Here is a 19,166-nt window from a genome sequence, read left to right on the forward strand (position 1 = left end):
GAGGGTGAGCGACGGGGGTTGAACCCGCGACCTCCTGGACCACAACCAGGCGCTCTGCCAACTGAGCTACGCCCACCATGTGCCTTTTTGTGCTTTCGGAATGACCCGTTGGCTGCGAAGGCAACGACAAAAACTATACCCCGTCTTGGGGAGTGGTTTTGCCACTTTTGGCCGTTTGGTTGAAAATTCCCGGAAACGTGCCGCAGATCACGTGCCTGCCGGTGTCTCCGGACCCGCTGCAATCTGCTTGGAGATCTTCTGGGCAGTTGCGGTGTCGGGGCCGGGAGCCGGAACGAACACAGCTTCGCGGTAGTAGCGCAGTTCCTCGATGGAGTCCCTGATGTCTCCAAGCGCGCGGTGGCCGCCATGTTTGGCAGGCGACTGGAAATATGCGCGCGGGAACCATCGGCGCGAGAGTTCCTTGATGGTGCTGACGTCGATGACCCGGTAGTGAAGGTGTTCGACGATGGTGGGCATGTCCCGCGCGAGGAACATCCGGTCAGTTCCGACCGAGTTGCCACCCAACGGCGCCTTCTTCGGATCCGGTACCCACTTCTCGATGTACTCCAGAACGATTGCTTCGGCTTCGGCCATGGTCTTGCCATGGGGGAGCTCGTCCAGGAGCTTCGAACGGGTGTGCATGTCGCGGACGAAGTCGTTCATCTGCTCAAGCGCGGCGTCCTCAGGCTTGATGACGACGTCCACGCCATCACCCAGGATGTTCAGCTCCGAATCGGTGACCAAGGCCGCGACCTCGATCAGGGCGTCGTTTTCCAGATCGAGGCCGGTCATCTCACAGTCGATCCAGACGATGCGTTCATTTGTAATAGGCACTGGCCCAGCCTACCGTTCGGGCGCGCAGGAAGGGTGGCGGGGCGCTCCATTCCGAGCCTGCGGCGCAGTGCTGCTGGTAAACTGGGCCGTTGTCGAGCGGTTGTTGCCTGCATCGATGAGCTGGACCAATGTAGGTAGGGACTGGAATATCATGACGGCAGGCGGAACGGGCGTGGGCACCTCAGATAGCCGGGATGAAGCAAAGGAATCCGCGGCGCCGTCGGAGAAGGCCGTCGCCGGTCTCTATTCCCCGAATGCCGCGCACCTCGGCGTCGGAATCCCCGGCCACGCGAAGGCCTACGTGGCAATCTGGCAAGGATTCTTTGGATCCCTCATGATCTTCGTCGGTTCGATCGGCGCCGGCTGGATCGCCAACGGCTCGCCCATGTTCAGGCACCCCCTTGTCATCGCCCTGCGCACGGAGGGCTGGGGCGTGACGACCTCCACCATCCTGCTGACGGCGGGGGCCATGCTTTTGGTCAGGTCATGGTTGAGGCTCGGGCAAAGACTCAAGGACTGGGGCCCCGGCTCGCTCAGATCCGTGGTTGTCGCCGTTGCGGCGTGGGCGGCGCCCCTGATGTTTGCCGTGCCCATCTACTCCCGCGACGTTTACGCCTACACCGGCCAAGGCAGGCTGGTGCTGGAAGGCCAGAACCCGTACACGGCGGGCATTTCCACGCTCAGCAACTGGTTCTCGCTGGGAGCCGATCCGGCCTGGGCAGAAGCCAAGACGCCGTACGGGCCCTACTTCCTGTGGCTGGCTAGATGGGTGGTGGGCATCACCGACGCCCAGCCCGATTTTTCCGTTTTGCTCTTTCGCGTTCTAGCAACCGTCGGAGTGGTGCTGTGCGTGATCTATGTCCCCAGGCTCGCCGAAATGCACGGAATCAATCCCGGCCGCGCGCTGTGGATCGCCGTAGCGAACCCGCTCTTTCTCATCAGCTTCGTAGCCAGCGCCCACAACGATGCCCTCATGGTGGGCCTGGCCGTGGCCGGAATGTACTTCGCAGCCACCGGACGCCATATCACCGGGCTTCTGCTGGTGACGGCTTCCATCGGCATCAAGCCGATCACGGTGCTCCTCTTGCCCTTCATAGGACTCATGTGGGCTGGCCCTGCCGCGAGTTGGGCCCGCAAGTTCCTGTTCTGGGGCGCGACGGCGGGTATCAGTTTTGCGGTCTTGGCAGTGAGCGGCATTCCCTACAACCTTGGCTTTGGCTGGGTCTGGGCCATCCTCGATCCCACACCCGGTTACACGGGATATTCTCCCTCCGGCTTCCTGGGCCAGCAGGTCGAGATGATCGCAAATCTCCTGGGCCTGCCCGGGTCCACCATGGCGACGGGGCTCCGGACGCTCATGAAGTGGGCCGGAATCGGGCTGGTGGTGGTGTTGATGTTCCGCGGCGACTATTCACGGCTGGTGCGCCGCGCGGCCCTGGCGTTTGCTGCCGTCGTCATGCTGTCCCCGATCATCCAGCCGTGGTACATCCTGTGGTTCATCCCGCTGCTCGCGGTCACGGGAATCAGGGACGACTGGCAGATCAAATCCCTCTATGTCGCGGTCACGTTTTTCGTCGCGTTTGGAGCGCAGGACCAGATTTCGGTGCTGTCCTTCGTGGAGTTGAACGTCAAGGTATCCTCCCTGTCATTCCTGGTGGCCTTGGGATTCACTGTCTACCTGATGGTTTTGGACGTCCACACCCGCAGGCTGCTGATCCGTTCCACTCCTGCGCAACTGCTCCGCCGGCTCGAGCAGCGGCTCAGGCGCTCCGAATAGCAGTTCTTGCGCCGGACTTGCGGCCCAGTTCCACCGTCCGCTGCACTGACCACCAGAGCAGGACAACCAAAAGAACGTTCCGCGTGGTGAGCACCGTTGCCATCACCGGGTTGGCATGGATCAGCGGCGTGTAGAACAGCGGGTAGATCACAAAAGTCGTCATGGCGATCCCCATGAGGAGCGCGGCGGGAACCCGCCAACGATTCCAGTCGTGGGTCAGCCCTGCGATAACCACCGGCGCAAGCCAGATGATGAATTGCGGCGAACCCACCTTGTTGAACACGATGAACGCGGTGGTCATCATGAGGGCACCTTCGAGGAACAGCTCTTCCGCTTCGGCGCCGCGCCGAAGGGCCCAGATCAAGAGGGCGGAGCCGGCGACGGCGGCAAGCACCAAGAGCGGCTGCATCATGAACGCCGCCACATTGGCTCCCGGGCCGTATACCTCGGTGGAGTTGATGGCGACGTTGTCGGCGATTTTGGAACCGCCGATGTTGAGCACGCTCAACCAGACCCATGGGGTTGAGAACGTGGCTTCCAATTGCATGCCGCGTTCGCCTTGGTTGGTCAAAAAGTCGAGGATGTGTGGGAGGCCGCCCGAAAGGTAGGTGCCCAGTGCGACGGCCGCGGTTACGGCGGCGCCGCACGCGATGATCCGCAGCCTGCGGTGGCTCGCGATGATGATGGGTACCAGGACGGCGGCCGGCCAGACTTTGATCCACGTGGCGATGCTGAGGAGGATGCCCGCCGCGACGGGCCGCGTAGCGGCATACAACAGGGCGACCAAGACAATGGGTGCCGTGATGCCCTCTACCCGGGCGAAGCTGAGGTAGCCCATGAAAGCGGTGAAGAACAGCCACCACCACGCGGGAGCGATTCCCGTTGTCCTGCGCGGTCCGCGGATCAGGATGAACAAGCCGGCGGCATTGAGCGCAGTGATGATCAACGTCCACACCAGGAGGTATGGACCCGGGCCCGCGATGTTGGCCAGGAAGATCGGAATCTGGGCGAGCACGGGGTATACCCACGGGCTGATGGCTCCATGGAGATCGGCAGGGTTGTAGCCGGCCATCGCCCACTGGCGGTACTGCTCAGTGTCGCTGAACGTGTTTCCCGTCAGGAAGAAACTAGCCATCCAGCCGAGGAAGTACACATGAATGGCGGCAAAACCCCACCAGACGCTGGAAGGGCGGCTGAACCAGGCGACGGCGGCAGGCGGCAGGGCGGCGTCGCGCACGCGGACCAGTCCGTCAAAGAAGCGAACGGAAATCTTAGGACTCCTTGGCAGCGGTGGCGGGCTCTTTGGCCGGGATCTTCTTGCCCAAAAGGTAAAGGCGGCGCACGGACCAGCAGAACAGGACCACCAGCAGGACGTTTCGGACTGTCAAAACCAAGGCCATCAAAGGGTTGTTGTGGCTGAGTGCGTCATAGAAGAGGGGGTAGATGAAGAACGTGGCCACAGCAATGGCGATGAGCATGGCCGCGGGAACGCGCCATTCCTTCCAGCTGTGGGCGAGTCCTACAGCGACAGCCGGCGCCAGCCACACCATGAACTGGGGCGACCCCACCTTGTTGAACACGACGAAAGCCGTGGCCATGGTCAGGGAGCCGGCCAACAACAGCTCCGTGCGGTCCGCCCCGCCGGTTCGCTTGCCGTTGTGGAGCGCCCAGAAGATCAGGGCGGCCACCAGGATTGCAGCCAGGACAAGAAGGGGCTGCATCAGGAATGACATAAGCGTGGTGCCGGGGCCATCGACCTGCATGGAGTTGATGTCCGTGTTCATGTACATCCTGGAACGGCCAATATGGAGGACCGAGAGCCACAACCAAGGAGTGGTGAAGGTAGCCTCCAACTGCATGCCACGATCGCCTTGTTGGGTCAGGAAGTTAAAGAGCCTGGGCAGTTGACCCACCGCAGCAGTGAGCGCGACCACCACGATGCTCGTGAGAATTCCCGCGGCAAGTACCCGTGTTCTCTGCTTGACCACCGTGAAAAGCGAGAGGACGACGGCGGCTGGCCAGACTTTCATCCAGGTCGCGATGCTCAGGAGGGTCGAGGCAATGAAAGGGTGCGACACCCCATATGCCAAGGCGATCAGCACAATGGGTGCAGTCAAGCCATCCACGCGGGCGAAGCCCAAGCAGCCCATGATCAAGAGGAAGACGAGCCACCACCACCCCGCCGGGATGGCGTCGCGACGCCGTCCCCATCCTGTGAGCTTCGCGATGGCCACGCCGTTGAGCACGGTGATCATGAGCACCCACAAGAAGAAGAACGGTCCGGGACCGGCCACGCCTGCTATGGCCATCGGCAAGAGGGCGAGGACCGGGTAGACCCACGGGCTCGGTCCGCCATGGAGGTTCCCGTCCTGGAATCCGGCTGCGGTCCAGTTTCGATAGATCACCGTGTCGCTGTACGCCCCGCCGTGAAGCGAGACAATCAAGGAGAAGACGAGGAAGACCAAATGCACCACGCAGAATCCGGCCAGCAGCCCTTTGGGGGAGTTGAGCCAGGCTTGCGCCGGGGAGGGAAGAACACGGTGACGGAACCGTGTGAGCGCGCTGAAGAATGAGTCCGTGGAAATGGGAGGATCCTTGCTGGGTAGTCGGTGTCGCGGGGTGTCGCAAGCCGTAACGGCCGGAGCCGTTCCAGACAACATCGGCTCCTTGAATTTCACGCGGAACCAGTGTGGCTATGGGTCTTCGGCATCAGACCAGAGCCCCGTCCATCCTATCTCAGGCCCCTTTCGCGGGCAGACCTCCGGTCCCGTTGGCCCCGGGGAGCCACGGGCCACGATGCTACAGTTGCAATAATCCATGGCAGCATGCAGTACCACTTTGGCCGGACGCGGCAGGGAACCGGACAGGATTTTGTTTGATGGTGACGTCGAAGTTTCGTGAGCGTGAGGTGGGGAGTTCGGTGGCTCATCCAGAGGCGCTTGGCGATTCCAACGCCCCGGTACACGGCATTGTGATAGCCAAAGCGGCAAGGACGGCAATCGTCCAGGGTTTCGTCGGGTCTTTGATGATGGTGGCAGGCTCGGTCGGAGTCGGCTGGCTGGCCAGTAGCAGTGCCCTCATCCGTACACCCCTCTTCATCGTGGCCCGGACGTCTCCGGTTGGTGTGATCGTCTGCACCGTGATGCTCTGCCTCGGCGCGCTCCTGCTTCTGCGCTCTTGGCTGCGCATTGCCCAGCGGATCGGCGGATGGAACCCTTCCTCGCGTCCTGTGCTTCGGCGCGCGTTGTGGATGTGGGCTCTCCCGATGATGTTCAGCTTGCCGTTGTTCAGCAGGGACGCTTATGCCTACATCGGCCAAGGCCGGCTCATGGAGCAAGGCCTGAATCCATATACCAACGGCATCTCGGCCCTGAGCAACTACTTTTCACTCGGGCCGGACAAGTTGTGGACGGAAGCACCTACCCCTTACGGTCCGTTGTGGCTCTGGATCGAACAGGGTGCCGTGTGGGTGAGCGCCAGCGTCCCCGAGCTTGCACTCATTCCGTTCCGCCTGGCTGCCCTCGCAGGGGTCATACTCCTCGCTGTCTACGTTCCCCGCTTGGCTGCGCTCCACGGAGTGAACCCGGAGCGGGCATTCTGGCTTGGAGTCCTCAACCCCGCTCTCCTGATCAACTTCATCGCCAGCGCGCACAACGACTCCTTGATGTTGGGACTGGTTGTTGCCGGACTGTACTTCGCCTCGGTCAAACGTCCCGTGCTTGGAATCTTGTTGGTCACTGCCTCGATCGCGATCAAGCCGATCACTCTGATTGCGTTGCCTTTTGCCGGACTGCTGTGGGCAGGTTCCCGTGCCGGCTGGGGACGCAGGATGCTTTGTTGGACGGCCACGTTGGGTCTGTCCATGGGGCTCCTCGCCGCTGCAGGATTGGTGAACGGGCTGGGATTTGGCTGGCTGGGCGCTCTCCAGACTCCCGGCGCCGTCTGGAGTTGGTACGCGCCGGTGGGCTTGCTGGCACACCTGGCCGGACTCGTCGTCGGACTATTCGGTGGTCCGGGCGTTCCCGTGACGGATGTTATCCAGACCGCCGGAACAGCGGTTTCGGCGCTTGCGATCGTCTGGCTCGCGGTGCGGACGCCCGGGCGCGGAATCGGAATGCCCGCGCCGCTTGAGCAGGAATCCGAGTTCAATAAGACCGTGCTCCGCAGGATGGCGTGGGCCTTCGCCGCCGTCGTAGTCCTCGCGCCGGTAATCCAGCCTTGGTACATGGTGTGGCTGCTGGTGTTCTTTGCGGTGACCGGAATCGCAGACGGCGCCCAGCTTCGGACGGTCTTCTATTTGACCGCCTTCTTCACCCTCATCGCGTTGACCGACCAATTGAGCGTCTTCCAATGGATCCCCATCGAGGTGGTGCGCGGGGTGGCGATCGCCATCGGGGTCTCCTTCATCGCCTATCTCGTGTTCTTTGACAAGAAAACCCATGTGCTGTTCCGCCCGCGCCGCGGGATTCTGAAGCTCAGGCTCAAGCCGAAGTCCTGAACCGGATCAGCCGAGGTGTTTCATGGCCTCACGGAGGGACAGCGGGCTCAGCCTCGTCTTTCGGGTTTCCACGTAGCCCCGCACCCACTGGGGACCGGTCTTGGCGTACTCCCGCAAGATCGCTTTCCTGATAAAGAACTCCGGCGCCCAGATTGGCGTCCAGCGCCGTGGCGAGAAGATCCTGGTCCGTGGCGTTCCCGGATGACGGCGATTCTTCGGGGTTCCATACCGCGACTTTAGGCCAACCCGTGGCTCGCCGCGGACTCACCACCCGGTTGACTCGGACGACGGCGCCCATAGAGTGGGTGGAAAGAGTCCGTCCGGCGGCCGTTCCGGCCCCCTGTTCCTATGCTTGGAGGCCTCAGTGTCCATGGTGAAGACGCCAGAGGAGATTGCGCTCATGCGTGAAGCCGGGAGAGTGGTGGCGAACACTCTATCGGCGGTTCGTTCGCACGCCGGCGTCGGGGTGTCGCTCAAGGAACTGGATGATGTGGCTGCCGCTTTCATGGCGGCTGCCGGGGCCACTCCCGCGTTCCTGGACTATCGTCCGCGGTGGGCGCCTACGCCCTTTTCGGGGGTCATTTGCACGAGCGTCAACGATGCTGTGGTGCACGGCATCCCGGACGGATATGTATTGCAGGACGGCGACCTCTTGAGCGTCGATTGCGGGGCGTTTGTGCAGGGATGGTGCGGGGACGCGGCAGTCAGCTTCATCGTGGGCACTCCGGATCCGGTGGACCAGGAGCTGATCGACGCCACGGACGCCGCCCTCGCCCGCGGGATCGAGGCTGCCCGGATGGGAAACAAGATGGGCGACCTTGCGTATGCCATTGGCGGGGAGGCCAAGCGCAGCGGCTACGGGATCCTTGCCGATCACGGCGGGCACGGCATTGGCCGGACCATGCACGCCGAGCCGAGTGTGCCGAACATCGGTCGGCCGGGCCGCGGAGTGAAACTCGTTGAGGGCCTCGTGATCGCTATCGAGCCCATGCTGATTCTGGGCGGCAGCGACGACTACTACCACGACGACGACCAGTGGACCCTGCGCTCCGCCAACGGCCGCCGCGCGGCGCACAGCGAACACACGGTGGCCATCACGGCGGATGGCCCGCTTGTTTTGACACTGCCATAGTTGGATCGGTGGGCGGGGCCGTAGCCGGCTTCCGGGCGCCGCCTTGATAGAAATGCCAAGAGCGGCTCTGAACCACGTTTCCGCAGGTCAGAGCCGCTCTTTGGGTGCCCCGGGAGGGAATCGAACCCCCGACCAAGAGATTAGAAGGCTCCTGCTCTATCCTCTGAGCTACCGAGGCAGGCGTCGCACCAACAGCACATGGCTGTGGCGCCATCAAGAGTTTACATCGCGGCGGCTGCCCTTGTTGTCAGCCCGGGTTCGGGCGTGACCCGTCCTCCACAAGCGGGCATCCGGTCAGGCTATCCACATACGCGAAGTGGATACTGCCGCGGATCTGCGCGGCCCGTGAAGCTGAGAGGGCCAGACAGGCAGCTCAACTCACGTTAGGACACAACCATGAACGACATCATCACTGTCCGGGGTTTCGTTGCGACGGAACCCAAAAGTTCGACGACGCCGGGTGGAACGGGAACTGCCTCGTTCCGGCTGGGTACCACGGAGCGCAGGTTCGACCGTGCCAAGGATGTCTGGGTGGATGGCAACACCAATTGGTTCAGCGTCCAGGCGTTCAGGCATCTCGCGGGAAACATTGGATGCAGCGTCAAGAAGGGCCAGCGGGTCATCGTGGTCGGGAAACTCAAGTTGAGGCAATGGGAACACGACGGCAAGATCTATCACGTTGCCGAAATCGTCGCGGAATCGGTGGGGCACGATCTCATGTGGGGCTCTGCGAACTTCATCCGGACCTCAAGTAACACCATCCCGCAGAATATGCCGGTGGCACCGGAGGTCGTGCCGGAGAACCCCTGGCCTTCGGCGGATGATGATGGTGAGGACGGCCCGCATGACGACGAGGACGGAAGTGCAGCAGCCGAGCGGGAAGTAGTTCTGTCGGCTGGAGAAGGCGATGGGTCGGTTCTCGTTGATACCCGCACCGGAGAACTTGTGGACGCGATTGCCTGAACTACCCCGGTCCCCAGATGACGGCGGCGCCTGAAACAGTTGATGCCACGGACCTCCGCGGTTGCCATGCGGCGCACCAGGTAGTGCGCCGCATGGCAGAATGGCCGGGTGATGAGCAGGGGAACGCCGCGAAAACCATCAGGACGCCGCCAGCAGGCCGGAAGCCGAGGTTTGCTGCTTGCGGTGCCCTTGCTCGTGGCCGGGCTGGTAGCCGGCTGCACTGCGCCTGCTCCTGTCGTGTCAGCAAGCGCGCCGGCTTCATCGCCGATCCCATCGCGTACAGCCGGCGCCACCCCCAAAGCCAGTCCCGCTATCACACCGGGCGCTGCGAGCCCGGGGGCATCGGCTTCGCTCAGTCCGGGCACTGCGGCGCTGAAGCAGACCGTGGAGTCCGTACTCAAAACCGTTGTCGCCACAACGCCCAAACCGGCGCAGGATGCGCTGCGCTCCCAACTCGTTTCGGCAGGCATCCCCGCCTCTGCCGTCGAGGTGTCCGCGAGCAAGACGCCAACGGGACTGGATGTCGACGCCATTGAGACCGCGGCCAAACTGGACAAGGACTGCGTGATGGGGGAGATCAGGGACGGCCAGGTTTCAGTGTCAGTCCTTCCCGTGTTGGCCAGCGGCAAATGCTTCGTCGGGGATTCCCACTAGCAGGGCCGAATGTGAGTTATGCCTTGCCACCCATTAGATTTAACGGCATGGCGGAATTCATTTATACGATGACCAAGGCTCGCAAGGCCGTTGGCGAAAAACTAATCCTGGACGATGTCAGCATGTCGTTCTTCCCTGGCGCGAAGATCGGCGTCGTCGGCCCGAACGGAGCCGGCAAATCCACGATCCTGAAGATCATGGCTGGTATCGACACACCGTCGAACGGCGAAGCCCGCCTCAGCCCCGGCTATTCCGTGGGCATCCTCCTGCAGGAGCCGCCCCTGAACGAGGAAAAGACCGTCCTGGGCAACGTCCAGGAAGGCGTGGGCGAGATCTACTCGAAGATCCAGCGCTTCAACGCGATCTCCGAGGAAATGGCCAACCCCGACGCCGACTACGACACCCTGCTGGAGGAAATGGGCCACCTCCAGGAAGCCATCGACGCTGCAGATGCGTGGGACATCGATTCCCAGCTCGAGCAGGCCATGGACGCGCTCCGCTGCCCGCCGGGCGATTCCGACGTGACTGTCCTGTCCGGTGGTGAGCGCCGCCGGGTAGCGCTCTGCAAGCTCCTGCTGCAGAAGCCTGACCTCCTGCTTCTTGACGAGCCCACCAACCACTTGGACGCCGAAAGCGTTCTGTGGCTGGAGCAGCACCTCTCTTCCTACCCGGGTGCCGTCCTCGCCATCACTCACGACCGCTACTTCCTGGACCACGTCGCCGAGTGGATCTGTGAAGTAGACCGAGGACGCCTTTACCCCTATGAAGGCAACTACTCCACGTACCTGGAGAAGAAGCGCGCCCGCCTCGAAATCCAGGGCAAGAAGGACGCCAAGCAAGCCAAGCGCCTCACGGAGGAACTTGAGTGGGTCCGCTCCAACGCCAAGGGCCGCCAGACCAAGTCGAAGGCGCGCCTGGCCCGGTACGAGGAAATGGCAGCCGAGGCTGACCGCACCAGGAAGCTCGACTTCGAGGAAATCCAGATCCCGCCGGGACCGCGTCTGGGCGGCCTGGTTCTGGAAGCGAAGAACCTGCAGAAGGGCTTCGATGACCGGACCCTGATCGACGGGCTTTCGTTCACGCTTCCCCGTAACGGCATCGTCGGTGTCATCGGGCCCAACGGTGTGGGCAAGACCACGCTGTTCAAGACCATCGTCGGGCTGGAACCGCTCGACGGCGGCGACCTCAAGATCGGTGACTCGGTCAAGATCTCCTACGCCGACCAGAGCCGTGGCGGCATCGACCCCAACAAGACCCTGTGGGAGGTCGTCTCGGACGGACTGGACTTCATCCAGGTCGGCCATGTTGAGATGCCGTCGCGCGCCTACGTCGCGGCTTTCGGCTTCAAGGGACCGGACCAGCAGAAGAAGGCCGGCGTGCTCTCCGGTGGTGAGCGCAACCGCCTGAACCTGGCGCTGACCCTGAAGCAGGGCGGAAACCTCCTGCTTCTTGACGAGCCCACCAACGACCTCGACGTCGAAACCCTCAGCAGCCTTGAGAACGCCCTGCTCGAGTTCCCCGGCTGCGCCGTCGTGGTCTCGCACGACCGGTGGTTCCTCGACCGGGTTGCCACCCACATCCTCGCCTACGAGGGCGACGAGGAGAACCCGTCGAAGTGGTACTGGTTCGAGGGCAACTTCGAGTCCTACGAGGAGAACAAGGTGGAACGCCTCGGTCCGGACGCTGCCAAGCCGCATCGCGTCACGCACCGCAAGCTGACCCGCGACTAAAAGCGGAATGCACCGCAAAAGGCCGGCGCCCTGGATCTTCTTCCAGGGCGCCGGCCTTTGTGTTGCGCAGAATTATTGCTTCGCGGAATCTCGGCCGTCTTGCGGCAGCGTCGCGGGCAGCTAGGACGGGATCCGGAGCATGCCCTCCTGTGCCACGGTGGCGACGTGCTGGCCATCCCGGCTGAAGATCTTGCCCGTGGCAAGTCCGCGGGCGCCTTGGGCGCTGGGGGACTCCTGCACGTAGAGAAGCCAATCGTCCACGCGGACCGGGCGATGCCACCACATGGCATGGTCCAGGCTCGCGACGCTCATTCCAGGAGTCATCCAGCTCAATCCGTTCTTGCGGAGCACCGATTCCAGAATGGTGTAGTCGCTCGCGTACGCCAGGGCAGCCAAATGAAGGTTGGGATCGTCGGGCATCGGGCCGAAAGTCTTCATCCAGACGGCATTGCTGGCTACCCGGTCCTCGGGCGCTTCCACGTAGATCGCGGGATCCACGTGGCGGACATCGAAGGGCCGCTCGAAGGACATGTGGCGGGCAAACGGGTGGTCGTACTTCTGCAGAAGCTCCGCTGTGCTCGGCAGGGTTTCGGGATCCGGGATTCCGGCAGGCATCGAGGACTGGTGTTCCACGCCCCCGGCTTCTGTCTGGAAGGACGCGATCATCGACAGGATCGGTTGGCCTTCCTGGTAAGCGTGCACCCGGCGCGCGGAGAATGAGCGACCGTCACGCAGCCGTTCAACGCTGAACGTGATGGGCTGGTTGGCATCTCCCGGACGGAGGAAATAGCCGTGCATCGAATGGACCGTCCGGTCCTCCTCCACGGTGCGCATGCCGGCGACGAGCGATTGGGCGAGCACCTGGCCGCCGAATACCCGGTGGCGCGGCTGTTTCTGCGACGGTCCAAAGAAGATGTCCTCGGCTGTCCTCGCGCCGTCGAAGTCGGCCAGGGACAACAGCTCGATGAGGGTGGATGTGGGGTCCTCAAGGGCAACCTGATGGTCCAGGCCGGCATGCGCGTCAGTCATGGTTCGACTCTAGACGCCACCCTGACCCCTCTCAACCGCGGACATGCCGGTAGAGTCGATGATGTGTCCGATGTATTGACCCAGTCCTTCCATTTCGTCGATCCCCGTGATCTGGCGGACCTCCGCACTTATGTCACGCGTGCCAAGAGCATCGACGATGGCGCCATCAGGCTGCAGGCTTCCGGTCGCGTCCTGGCGGCATATGTGTGCGTCTTGAGGCCGCGCCTCCTGGGCGAATCGACCCCCACCATTCTCGGGCTACGGACCATCGCCCTCGCCGATGACGCGCACGCGGACGTCACCGTGACGCTGTCCTCGGTCCTGGACCGCTTGGCGCGTTCCGGTGCCGACGACGTCGAGCTTCCGATCCCGCCGTCGACCGTTTCCGAATCGTGGGCGGGAGTCGGGGCTCCCCGCGGAGGCTGGGAGCCTCTGGGTTCTGTGCCCGACGCCGAGCTCAAGTCTGTAGCGAATGCGGGCATTGCCGAGGTGGCCGGGATTGTTCCGGAACAGCCCGGCGCATTGATCGTCAACAACGCCAGGGCCGCGGTGTGGGGACGGGAGATTCCAGGCCTCTACGGCGTGCCCGCGGGCGCCGCGTTCGCGGCCTTGGCGCTCGGCTTCCTTGGCGACGGGGAACACCGGCTCTTCCGCAACGGCCGCTGGTTCCGGCTCAGCGGGAGCCGGGGCCACATCCTGGCACGATCCGGATCGGGCCTGGGCTTCCAGGCCCGATAGGCCCCTGAACCCGAGCCCAGTTCCGGCCCAATCCCCTGGCCACACAGCACCGTCCTACAAACTCAGGGCTGGTGGACCGACGGGCTGTTGACCATCGTGAGCGCAGCCCGCTCCATGTAGTCCCACAGGGTACCTTCGTGAAGCGGCGACAAGCCCAACGAATCCACCGCCGCGCGCATGTGGAAGAGCCAGCGGTCCTTGGCTTCGGGTGTCACCTGGAACGGCATGTGCCGCATCCTCAAGCGGGGGTGCCCGCGTTCCTCGCTGTAGGTGCCCGGACCGCCCCAATACTGCTCAAGGAACATGAGGAACCGTCGCTTCGCGGGGGCGAGGTCCTGTTCCGGGTACATGGGCCGGAGCAACGGATCTCCGGCGACGCCGTCGTAGAAGACATCGATGAGCTTAACGAATGTCTCGTGGCCACCGATGGCCTCGTAGAAGCTGTCCGTGTAGGCCGGCTGGCTGAAGGGATCGTTTTGCATCAGTTGCCGCCGTTCGGCCGGCTGCGGCGCTGTGGCTTCCGGCTGGCTGCCCACGTCACTCACCTGCTTTCTGCTCGTGAATCTTGAGGGATTCCTTCGGGGACTGAGGCGCGCCCGATGCCGCGGTTTCTGCAGGCGCAGTGCCTGGGGGTGCTGGCGGAACGTCCGGATCAGCTGGTTCCTCCGGCACGTAGTCGCCTTGTGATCGGTTGCCCACCCTCAGGATTTCTCCGTTGCGCAGATACCAGATGGCGCCGTCTTCGGCCCGGAGCCGGGTGATCCGCAGGCCTACCGATTCGACGGTGCCGATCACTTCGGTGGTGACGATCACATCGCCGATCCCGAACTGGTCCTCGATGGTGATGAAGATGCCGGACAGGAAATCGCGGATGAGCTGTTGGGCGCCGAAGCCGATGGCGACACCCAAAATACCGACGCTCGTGAGTAGTGGCGCAATGTCCACGTTCAGGTATTTGAGGACGTAGATGATGACGATGACCACCACAACCACGCTCAGCACGCTGGTCAGCAGGGAGCCGATGGTGTGCGCGCGTTGGGCACGCCGTTCATGGTCGAGCGCCCGGAAGGCGGGCTGAACCCACCTGAAATGCGGTTTCTTGAAGAAACTGGTGCCCTCGGCCACCCTGCGGGTGATACGCAGGATGATGAACCGGGCCACAACCCAGAACACCAATCCGATGCCCAGCGTCACGAAGATTGACGCGTAATCGATTTTGGCTGCATCGGCCACGATGTTGTCGGTCGACGAGGCGACGTTCATGTGCGGGAATGCTCCTCACGGGATCCAATTGTTCGCCGGGCCCTTGATTGCCGGGCGCTGAACACTCTGTCCACGCTCAACCCTATCGCCGTAGCGTGGCCGGATCCGCATCGTGATTCCCGGCGGAACAGCATTCCCCTCGTCTGGCTAGCCCGCGGCCGCCGTCGTGCCCGGCTCATGAAGAACAGGAAAATTCACGCTCCGGGCGATGAAGCAGACCTGGTTGGCCTCATGGTGCAATTCGTCCACGAGGGAAATGTGGGCCGCGTCCGCGACCGTGACTTGCGGCTTCAAGGTGACGTTCTCGAACTGTCCGCTGCCATCGCGATTGAGCCTCATCATGCCTTCGGCGTGGTCGACATAGTCGGTGACCACCACGCCGTGCTTGACGGCGACGTGCAGGAAAGACAGCATGTGGCACTGCGACAGGGCGGTGAGGAGCAGCTGTTCGGGGTTGTACCGGCTACGGTCGCCATGGAAGGTGGGGTCCGAGGATCCCTTCAGGACGGGCAGGCCGGGGATCTCGACGTCGTGGTCCCTGGTATAGCCGCGGTAGCTGGAAGTCCCCGTGCCCAGATTCCCGGTCCAGCGCACGGTCAGGGAGTAGCGGTGTTCGTCGAGGCTCATGCGGAAAGTCTAGCGGCGGCCCTTCCCGGACGGCGCACCAACAGGCCCCGGTTCCGTTGAAGCGGAACCGGGGCCTGTTGGTGACTTACCCGACCGCTTCTAGAGGTCTGCCGCGCGGGCCTTCAAAGCGCGGGCAACGCCGTCGCGGTTTTCCAGCATCATGCGCCGCAGGGCGCTGCTGTCCGCCGGCAGTTCGGCGACGAACTTGTCCGTGCGGTCAACCGTGGCTTGCGTGGTCAGCTGCGCCGGGTAAAGCCCGACGACGATCTGCTGGGCCAGCGCGTGGGTGCGGTTGGCAACGATCTCGGGCACTGCCTCAAAGTACTCTTCGGCGTACGGCTCCAACAGGGAGGTGTCCAACACGCGCGTGAAGCCCGTGACGGCGGAGCTCTGAATGGCGTTGGAAAGCTCGCCTGTGACCACGATCTTCTTCCACGCTGCGGCCTTCGCCTCGGGAGTGGGAAGGGCCGCCGCTGCCAGGGCGGCGGCGTTCTGGCCATTGGCGGTGTGGTCGCGCTCCAGCTCGGCGTCGATCCGGTCCTGGCCTTGGCGCCCGCCCACCACCAGTGCGGTGAGGAGTTCCCAACGCAAGTCCTGGTCGACTGTCAGGCCATCGAGGACCGTGCCGCCGTCGAGGATCGCCTGGACGTTGTCCAATTGCGGGTTGCTCGCCGCAAGCAGCGCGAAGGACTTCACGAATTGGAGCTGGGCGTCCGATCCTGCGGCCGCGGTGCTCGAGAGTTCCCAGAGCTTGTCCGCCGCAGCCACGGTAGCCGCATCCTTGTGCTCCGCTGCGACGTAGTAGGTGAGGGTGGTCGCCAGCTGGCGGAGCTGGGTCTGGATCACGGACGAATCGGTCTCGGATGCGATGTTCGCCAGGATCAGCTCGGCGTAGCCACGGGCCGGGGTTTCGCCGTCGCGGGCCGCATCCCAGGCTGAGCCCCACACGAGGGTTCGCGGCAGGCTGCCCGCAAAGTTCTTCAGGTGGGTTTTCGCGGTGGCCAAGGAGGTGGGGTCGAGCCGCACTTTGGCGTAGGCGAGGTCGTCGTCGTTGAGCAGGACGAGATCCGGGCGTGCCATTCCGGAAAGGGCGGGGACCTCGGTCCGGGTGCCGTCGACGTCGAGCTCCTCCCTGTGGGTCCTCTCAAGTTTGCCCTCGGCGGAGAGGTTGTAGAACCCGACGGCGAGGCGGTGCGGCCGCAGTGTCGGCTGCTCCTCGATGGCCGTCTGCACGATCGCGAAAGACGTGATGGTGCCGTCGGCGTCGACCTCGAGCTCGGGGGAGAGGGTGTTGACTCCGGCAGTCTCGAGCCAGAGCTTGCCCCACTGGTCCAGGTCGCGGCCGCTGGCAGCTTCGAGCTCCTTCATGAGGTCCACGAGCTCGGTGTTCTGCCACGCATGCTTCCGGAAGTATTCGCGGACTCCGGCCATGAACTCTTCCGGTCCCACCCAGGCAACCAACTGCCTCAGCACGGAAGCCCCCTTGGCATAGGTGATGCCATCGAAGTTGACCTCGACGTCCTGGAGGTCGTTGATCTCGGCGAAAATCGGGTGCGTCGTGGGCAACTGGTCCTGCCGGTACGCCCAGGACTTCTCCACCGAGGCAAAGGTGGTCCAGGCCCGGTCGAATTCGGTGTTTTCGACTGCGGCGAGGTGGGACATGTACTCGGCAAACGACTCGTTGAGCCAGAGGTCGTTCCACCAGCGCATCGTGACAAGGTCCCCGAACCACATGTGGGCCAGTTCATGCAGCACGGTGATGGCGCGGCGCTCGATCTGGGCACCGGTGACTTTTCCGCGGAAGACGTAGCCCTCGAGGATGGTCACGGCGCCGGCGTTTTCCATGGCGCCGGCATTGAACTCGGGAACGAAGAGCTGATCGTACTTCTCGAAGGGATACGGGAAGCCGAACTGGGCCTCGAAGAACTCAAAACCCTGGCGGGTCAGTTCGAAGATGTTGTCGGCGTCCAGGTACTGCATGAGGGACTTGCGGGCGAACACGCCGAGCGGGATAACGCGGCCATCCGAGCTCGTGACCTTGCTGCGCACCGATTGGTACGGTCCCGCGATCAAGGCGGTGACGTAGGAGGAGATGCGGGGAGTGGGGGTGAAGCTCCAGACGGAGCGCGCCCCGCCGTCGTCCCCTGGGGTGGTTTCCACCGGTACCGGAGTGGGCGAGTTGGAGATCAGGTCCCAGTGCGAGGGCGCAGTGACCGTGAACGTGAACGCGGCTTTCAGGTCCGGTTGCTCGAACACAGCGAACATGCGGCGCGAATCCGGCACCTCGAACTGTGTGTACAGATAGACCTCGTTGTCCACCGGGTCCACGAAGCGGTGCAGGCCTTCACCCGTGTTCATGTAGGGGGCGTCGGCGACTATCGTCAGTTCGTTTTCGGCGGCGAGCCCGGGCAGCTGGATGCGGACACCGTCGGACACCGCCGCGGGATCGAGTTCGGTGCCGTTCAGGGTCACGCTGTGCACGGTGTCCGTGATCGCGTCGATAAAGCTCGATGAGCCCTCGACGGCGGAGAACTTCACCACCGTGGTGGAGCCGAAGACCGTGGCGCCCTTCGTCAAGTCGAGGGTGACGTCATACGAACTCACGGTGATCAATTCTGCGCGCTCTCCGGCTTCGGCGCGCGTCAGGTTCAGGCCTGGCAAGGGTTGCCTCCAAGAATGGTTTCGAGAAGCCGGTTGGTTTCAGCCAGCGCCGGCGCTGTGAAGTCATTCTTTCACTTGATTCCGGCTTGGCAAGGAAGCTCGATCACAGTGTCGCCGGCTCGGGGTAGCGTTGGAATATGGGAAAGATGCGCGACTCCTTGGACCTCCGTGCACTCCGCTTTGCGGTGGCATTTCCGCTGCTGCTCGCCGCCGCGTTCGCCGTGTGCGCGCTCATGCTGCGCAACAACCTTCCGGATCCTGTCGCCATCGCGTGGAACGCCGACGGCGGAATCAGCTTTGCGCCGTTCCTGGCCTATGTGCTGGGCGGAGGAGGGATTCTGGTCGTGGCAGGCTGGCTCGTGTTCATCCAGGCCGTTCCCCTTTCCCGGCCCGTGATGATGCGCCGGGTCATGATGGGCATGGGCCTCATGGTGACCCTCTTCATCACCGCTGTGCTGGCCGCCGGACTCGTGGGGCAAACGGGCCTCGCCGACGCCCGCAGCTCGCACGTCGATCCGACCGTCCTCGCGTTGGGCTCGGGCGCGGCGTTGCCCCTCGGCGTCGTCATGATGATGGCATTCAAGCCTGATCCGCGCTGGACACCGGAAGACGACGCGGCCCTCGAGGCCGAAAGGATCCGGACGGAAGACCCCGGCTTGGCGGAGGATTCCATGTTGCTGTGGGTCCACGCGCGGAGTTCGGTGTTTGTCATGATCTGCGTGGCCACGCTGTTTCCCGCCATGCTGATCGCGATTGCGCTCCCGTGGTTGGGCGCATTGCTGGCCGTGGTCGCCGTCGTCGGGGCGTGTTTCCTGTTCGTCCGGGTGCGGGCGGACCGGGGCGGGGTGCAGGTCTTCGTCGCGGGGGTACTCAGGGTGCTCACGGTGCCGGCCGTGGACATCGCAGGCGCGGCCGCCCAGGAAGTCAGGGCCGCCGACTTCGGCGGCTGGGGACTCAGGCACCACGGAGGAGCCACGGCCATGCTCGTCAGCAGCGGTCCCGCCGTCGTCGTGCGCCAGGTCAGCGGCCGCAGGGTGGCGTTCAGCGCCGGGACCTCGGCCACAGCGGACCGGCTCGCGGGAATCCTGAACCGTGTCGCGGCGCGTGCCCAGCGCGGCGAGCAGCCACCGGCCCCCTGAGCGCCGGAGGGCATCCGGACCGGGGCTTCGTCTTAAACCGGGGCTTCGTCTTAAGAGGTGGGCCGGTGCCCGATCCTAGTAACCTAGGAACCGCATCCCTCACCGCCGCGCCGGGCTTTGC

Annotated in this window: 17 protein-coding genes and 2 tRNA genes; 8 read left to right on the forward strand and 11 right to left on the reverse strand. The window is 63.7% G+C overall.

All coding sequences use genetic code 11. The features are described 5' to 3' along the window. Positions 1 to 3 precede the first annotated feature (3 nt). A tRNA-His gene (locus KNN17_RS15280) sits at positions 4 to 76 on the reverse strand. A gap of 131 nt (positions 77 to 207) precedes the next feature. Then, complete coding sequence (gene orn / locus KNN17_RS15285) at positions 208 to 834, reverse strand: oligoribonuclease (protein ID WP_078108652.1); 627 nt, start codon at positions 832 to 834, stop codon at positions 208 to 210. 151 nt (positions 835 to 985) lie between these two features. Between orn and mptB (KNN17_RS15290) the strand changes: the two genes are divergently transcribed. Then, positions 986 to 2,611: a polyprenol phosphomannose-dependent alpha 1,6 mannosyltransferase MptB gene (gene mptB, locus KNN17_RS15290; protein WP_241709850.1), complete on the forward strand. Its 1,626-nt coding sequence runs from the start codon at positions 986 to 988 to the stop codon at positions 2,609 to 2,611. Here mptB (KNN17_RS15290) and KNN17_RS15295 read toward each other — a convergent pair. Both KNN17_RS15295 and KNN17_RS15300 read right to left on the reverse strand, forming a co-directional pair. Beyond that, positions 2,595 to 3,848, reverse strand: coding sequence for a glycosyltransferase 87 family protein (locus KNN17_RS15295; RefSeq protein ID WP_241709851.1), 1,254 nt, complete (start codon positions 3,846 to 3,848; stop codon positions 2,595 to 2,597). The two genes, mptB (KNN17_RS15290) and KNN17_RS15295, sit on opposite strands and share 17 nt — an antisense overlap. 34 nt (positions 3,849 to 3,882) lie before the next feature. After that, on the reverse strand, positions 3,883 to 5,196 hold the full coding sequence (locus KNN17_RS15300; RefSeq protein ID WP_241709883.1) for a glycosyltransferase family 87 protein: 1,314 nt from the start codon (positions 5,194 to 5,196) through the stop codon (positions 3,883 to 3,885). 293 nt (positions 5,197 to 5,489) lie between these two features. Here KNN17_RS15300 and mptB (KNN17_RS15305) point away from each other — a divergent pair, with 293 nt between their 5' ends. Further along, entirely contained in the window at positions 5,490 to 7,109 is a 1,620-nt protein-coding gene (gene mptB / locus KNN17_RS15305; RefSeq protein ID WP_241709852.1) for a polyprenol phosphomannose-dependent alpha 1,6 mannosyltransferase MptB, read from the forward strand. A gap of 6 nt (positions 7,110 to 7,115) precedes the next feature. Here mptB (KNN17_RS15305) and KNN17_RS15310 read toward each other — a convergent pair whose 3' ends face one another. Then, the gene (locus KNN17_RS15310; protein ID WP_241709884.1) at positions 7,116 to 7,193 is read right to left on the reverse strand and encodes a hypothetical protein; all 78 of its coding nucleotides are present in this window, start codon (positions 7,191 to 7,193) and stop codon (positions 7,116 to 7,118) included. Positions 7,194 to 7,473: 280 nt separating this feature from the next. On the opposite strand from KNN17_RS15310, the gene map reads away from it, so the two are divergent. Further along, a complete protein-coding gene (map, locus tag KNN17_RS15315; protein WP_241709853.1) occupies positions 7,474 to 8,241 on the forward strand; it encodes a type I methionyl aminopeptidase in 768 nt (255 codons plus the stop codon). Positions 8,242 to 8,346: 105 nt separating this feature from the next. Here map and KNN17_RS15320 read toward each other — a convergent pair. After that, positions 8,347 to 8,419: transfer RNA gene (locus KNN17_RS15320), tRNA-Arg, on the reverse strand. Between the two features lie 218 nt (positions 8,420 to 8,637). Between KNN17_RS15320 and KNN17_RS15325 the strand changes: the two genes are divergently transcribed. The 3 genes from KNN17_RS15325 to ettA all read left to right on the forward strand — a co-directional run bounded on the left by KNN17_RS15325 (position 8,638) and on the right by ettA (position 11,588). Next, a complete protein-coding gene (locus KNN17_RS15325) occupies positions 8,638 to 9,204 on the forward strand; it encodes a single-stranded DNA-binding protein (protein WP_241709854.1) in 567 nt (188 codons plus the stop codon). Positions 9,205 to 9,315: 111 nt separating this feature from the next. Further along, positions 9,316 to 9,858 carry a DUF6993 domain-containing protein gene (locus tag KNN17_RS15330; protein WP_241709855.1) on the forward strand — a complete coding sequence of 181 codons (543 nt, stop codon included), beginning with the start codon at positions 9,316 to 9,318 and terminating at the stop codon, positions 9,856 to 9,858. A 47-nt stretch (positions 9,859 to 9,905) separates the two neighbouring features. Then, on the forward strand, positions 9,906 to 11,588 hold the full coding sequence (gene ettA, locus KNN17_RS15335; protein ID WP_078108659.1) for an energy-dependent translational throttle protein EttA: 1,683 nt from the start codon (positions 9,906 to 9,908) through the stop codon (positions 11,586 to 11,588). Positions 11,589 to 11,708: 120 nt separating this feature from the next. Here the strand turns inward: ettA and tesB are convergent, their stop codons facing one another. Beyond that, positions 11,709 to 12,617 (reverse strand): acyl-CoA thioesterase II, encoded by a 909-nt coding sequence (tesB, locus tag KNN17_RS15340; RefSeq protein ID WP_241709856.1) that lies wholly within the window; start codon positions 12,615 to 12,617, stop codon positions 11,709 to 11,711. 63 nt (positions 12,618 to 12,680) lie between these two features. Here tesB and KNN17_RS15345 point away from each other — a divergent pair, with 63 nt between their 5' ends. After that, a complete protein-coding gene (locus tag KNN17_RS15345) occupies positions 12,681 to 13,355 on the forward strand; it encodes a hypothetical protein (RefSeq protein ID WP_241709857.1) in 675 nt (224 codons plus the stop codon). A gap of 62 nt (positions 13,356 to 13,417) precedes the next feature. Here KNN17_RS15345 and KNN17_RS15350 read toward each other — a convergent pair whose 3' ends face one another. The 4 genes from KNN17_RS15350 to pepN all read right to left on the reverse strand — a co-directional run bounded on the left by KNN17_RS15350 (position 13,418) and on the right by pepN (position 17,906). After that, on the reverse strand, positions 13,418 to 13,837 hold the full coding sequence (locus KNN17_RS15350; protein ID WP_139359747.1) for a globin: 420 nt from the start codon (positions 13,835 to 13,837) through the stop codon (positions 13,418 to 13,420). Positions 13,838 to 13,892: 55 nt separating this feature from the next. After that, positions 13,893 to 14,618, reverse strand: coding sequence for a mechanosensitive ion channel family protein (locus KNN17_RS15355; RefSeq protein ID WP_241709858.1), 726 nt, complete (start codon positions 14,616 to 14,618; stop codon positions 13,893 to 13,895). Positions 14,619 to 14,765: 147 nt separating this feature from the next. Next, positions 14,766 to 15,245 carry an OsmC family protein gene (locus tag KNN17_RS15360; RefSeq protein ID WP_241709859.1) on the reverse strand — a complete coding sequence of 160 codons (480 nt, stop codon included), beginning with the start codon at positions 15,243 to 15,245 and terminating at the stop codon, positions 14,766 to 14,768. 99 nt (positions 15,246 to 15,344) lie between these two features. Further along, positions 15,345 to 17,906, reverse strand: coding sequence for an aminopeptidase N (gene pepN, locus KNN17_RS15365; protein ID WP_241709860.1), 2,562 nt, complete (start codon positions 17,904 to 17,906; stop codon positions 15,345 to 15,347). Positions 17,907 to 18,043: 137 nt separating this feature from the next. Between pepN and KNN17_RS15370 the strand changes: the two genes are divergently transcribed. After that, positions 18,044 to 19,045, forward strand: coding sequence for a hypothetical protein (locus KNN17_RS15370; RefSeq protein WP_241709861.1), 1,002 nt, complete (start codon positions 18,044 to 18,046; stop codon positions 19,043 to 19,045). Positions 19,046 to 19,166 lie beyond the last annotated feature (121 nt).

Source organism: Arthrobacter bambusae, from assembly GCF_022606295.1.
Taxonomy (GTDB): domain Bacteria; phylum Actinomycetota; class Actinomycetes; order Actinomycetales; family Micrococcaceae; genus Arthrobacter; species Arthrobacter bambusae_A.